The organism is Vibrio sp. 704 (assembly GCF_033339295.1).
Window position 1 is genome coordinate 1 of record NZ_JAWOUH010000499.1, and the last position, 672, is coordinate 672.

General features: G+C 46.3%; 1 protein-coding gene. It reads right to left on the bottom strand.

Features of this window, described 5'->3' with window-relative positions; all coding sequences use genetic code 11:
• A partial coding sequence (locus R7R24_RS27360; RefSeq protein ID WP_318120219.1) for an ATP-binding cassette domain-containing protein occupies positions 1-672 on the bottom strand: 672 nt, incomplete at both ends.

Below are 672 nucleotides of genomic sequence, written 5' to 3' on the forward strand. Positions count from 1 at the left end.
AAACTCAGGCCTTTAGGCTCTTGCGTCACCCAAATTTCTTTATCAGGACAAATAAGCACACGCTCTTTTTCACGTACCAAAGCATCACTCGACTTCATTAGAGAACGACCTTTAAGCACATTTAGAGGATTCGTGTGGGCAACGAAGTCCGCCACATAATCGGTTTCTGGTGCCAGAATGATCTGCTCTGGCTTACCATGCTGAATCAGTTTACCCGACTCCATAATGGCAATGTTGTTACCAATTTTAAGTGCTTCATCTAAGTCATGACTCACGAACAAAATGGTTTTATTGAGCTTTTCTTGCAGCAGAATCAGTTCATCTTGCAGCTGCGCTCTGATCAGTGGGTCAAGTGCTGAAAACGGTTCATCCATGAGAAGAATATCTGTGTCCATCGCAAACGCACGAGCCAAGCCCACACGCTGCTGCATACCACCAGATAGCTCATGCGGGAGCTTACTCTCCCATTCTGACAAACCAACCATTTCTAACTGTTCACGAGCTTTTGCACGGCGCTCTGCTTTACCGATGCCTTGCATTTCCAGGCCAAAGGCAACGTTATCCAGTACGGTTAGCCAAGGCATCAGAGCAAACTTCTGAAACACCATCGACACTCGATGAGTACGTAGATGACGAAGCGTTTGCTCATTACAGTTAGCAAGCTCCACCATA